This window comes from Snuella lapsa (assembly GCF_039539345.1).
Lineage (GTDB): Bacteria > Bacteroidota > Bacteroidia > Flavobacteriales > Flavobacteriaceae > Snuella > Snuella lapsa.
In genome coordinates this window covers 1-1,735 of the sequence record NZ_BAABCY010000111.1, presented here as the reverse complement: position 1 = coordinate 1,735, position 1,735 = coordinate 1, and the positions used below count along the sequence as shown (strand labels likewise).

General features: G+C 41.5%; 1 protein-coding gene. It reads left to right on the top strand.

Annotated features, from left to right (window positions below; all coding sequences use genetic code 11):
• Nucleotides 1-457 precede the first annotated feature (457 nt).
• Nucleotides 458-1,708, top strand: coding sequence for a group II intron reverse transcriptase/maturase (ltrA, locus tag ABD792_RS19070; protein WP_345008173.1), 1,251 nt, complete (start codon nt 458-460; stop codon nt 1,706-1,708).
• Nucleotides 1,709-1,735 lie beyond the last annotated feature (27 nt).

Genomic DNA, 1,735 nt, shown 5'->3' with positions numbered 1-1,735 from the left:
GGTGTTGTCCTGCAGGGGAGAGCATCAAACCCCCATAAGGTGCTTTGGTAAAGAGCCAAGGTATTGAGCGTTATGGAAAAGGCTGCGCCATGAGCGCGGTCAGGTATGGATAAAGGAGATGAATGCAAATGAACCTCTGATGAAGTGTCGAGAAAGTGCAACATTCTGTCAAAAGTGTTTGAAGTATGACAAACATGATAAGTTTAGCGGTTACCTGTTTACTGGCTAAGCGGCAGGCGTCATTTAGGAGGCATAACCATTATTCGGGCTTATTTACGGAACTCGGGAACCTGTGCCAAGATGCAAAGTGAAAGGCACAATAGCGCAAACTAGAGGCCAAATAGCGATACTTGGGACAGGGGCGGACCAGTCTGTAGTAGTGATGAAGGTTTTGTAATGAAACTGGAGCAAAGGGACTGGCTTATACAGTTTATCAATTTTTACAACTCGCAAGAGGATGATTCAATTTGAGAAGACAAAATCAGTACCTATTACCAAAGAAATGGTATGGGAAGCCTACTTGCAGGTACAGCGAAAAGGAAAAAGCTCAGGTATAGACAATCTAAGTATGTCAGATTATGACAAGCAAAGACATCGACACTTGTACAAAGTTTGGAACCGCTTGGCCTCGGGTAGTTATTACCCACCACCAGTCCTACAAGTTGAAATTCCAAAGAAAAACGGTTCTATCCGTCAACTGGGGATTCCGACCATTAGCGATAGAGTAGCACAAACGGTGATAAGAAATCAAATAGAGGAAAGACTGGAAATAATCTTTCATCCACAATCCTATGGTTATCGACCAAAACGCAGTGCCCATCAAGCACTTGAACAGGTACGTAAAAACTGCTGGAAGCATGATTGGGTGATTGATTTGGACATCAAGAACTTCTTTGATGAAATCGACCATAACAAGTTGCTTAAAGCGTTGGGCAAACACGTTGAAGAAAAGTGGGTGCTCAAATACATCGAAAGATGGCTCAAAGCTCCACTTCAAACCCAAAAAGGTGAAATCATCGCAAGAACAAAAGGCACACCGCAAGGTGGGGTGATAAGTCCACTGTTAGCCAATCTGTTTCTGCACTACACCTTAGATGTTTGGTTTGGGAGAGTGAACCCTGCCATTGAATTTGTACGCTATGCAGATGATATTATTATTCATTGCCAGACGCAAAACCAGGCAGAGTATATCCTACAGAGGATAAAAGAAAGATTGGAGCATTGTGGACTGATATTGCATCCAGATAAAACGAAAATCGTGTATTGCAGGGATTTTAAAAGGCAGCAAAAGTATGAAAAAGTGCAATTTGACTTTTTGGGATATACTTTTCAGCCACGCACTTCAAAGTCAAAGAAAACTGGGAAACTGTTTTTAGGATTTGACTGTGCTATTAGTATCCAATCACGGTCACGGATATTTGAACAGATCAGGAAAATGGAAATCCCAAGAATGCGATGTGACAGTATTGTAGGTATTGCACATCACTTAAATCCAAAACTCAGGGGATGGATACGCTACTTTGGTAAATACCGTGGTTATAGTTTGTCCAAAGTGTTTTATGTACTTCGCATAAAACTGGTAAGATGGGCAAGGTATCGCTATAAACGGTACAGGAATAATCTAACAAACGCCTATAGGTGGCTGGACAGGGTTCGGAAACAATTTCCTTGTCTGTTTTATCACTGGTATGTTGGATATTCAAATTAAGTGTATAGATTTGTATAAGAAGAGCCG

Coding starts and splice junctions, on each gene's coding strand:
- ltrA (WP_345008173.1), top strand. CDS start 458: ATGATTCAATTTGAGAAGACAAAATCAGTACCTATTACCAAAGAAATG.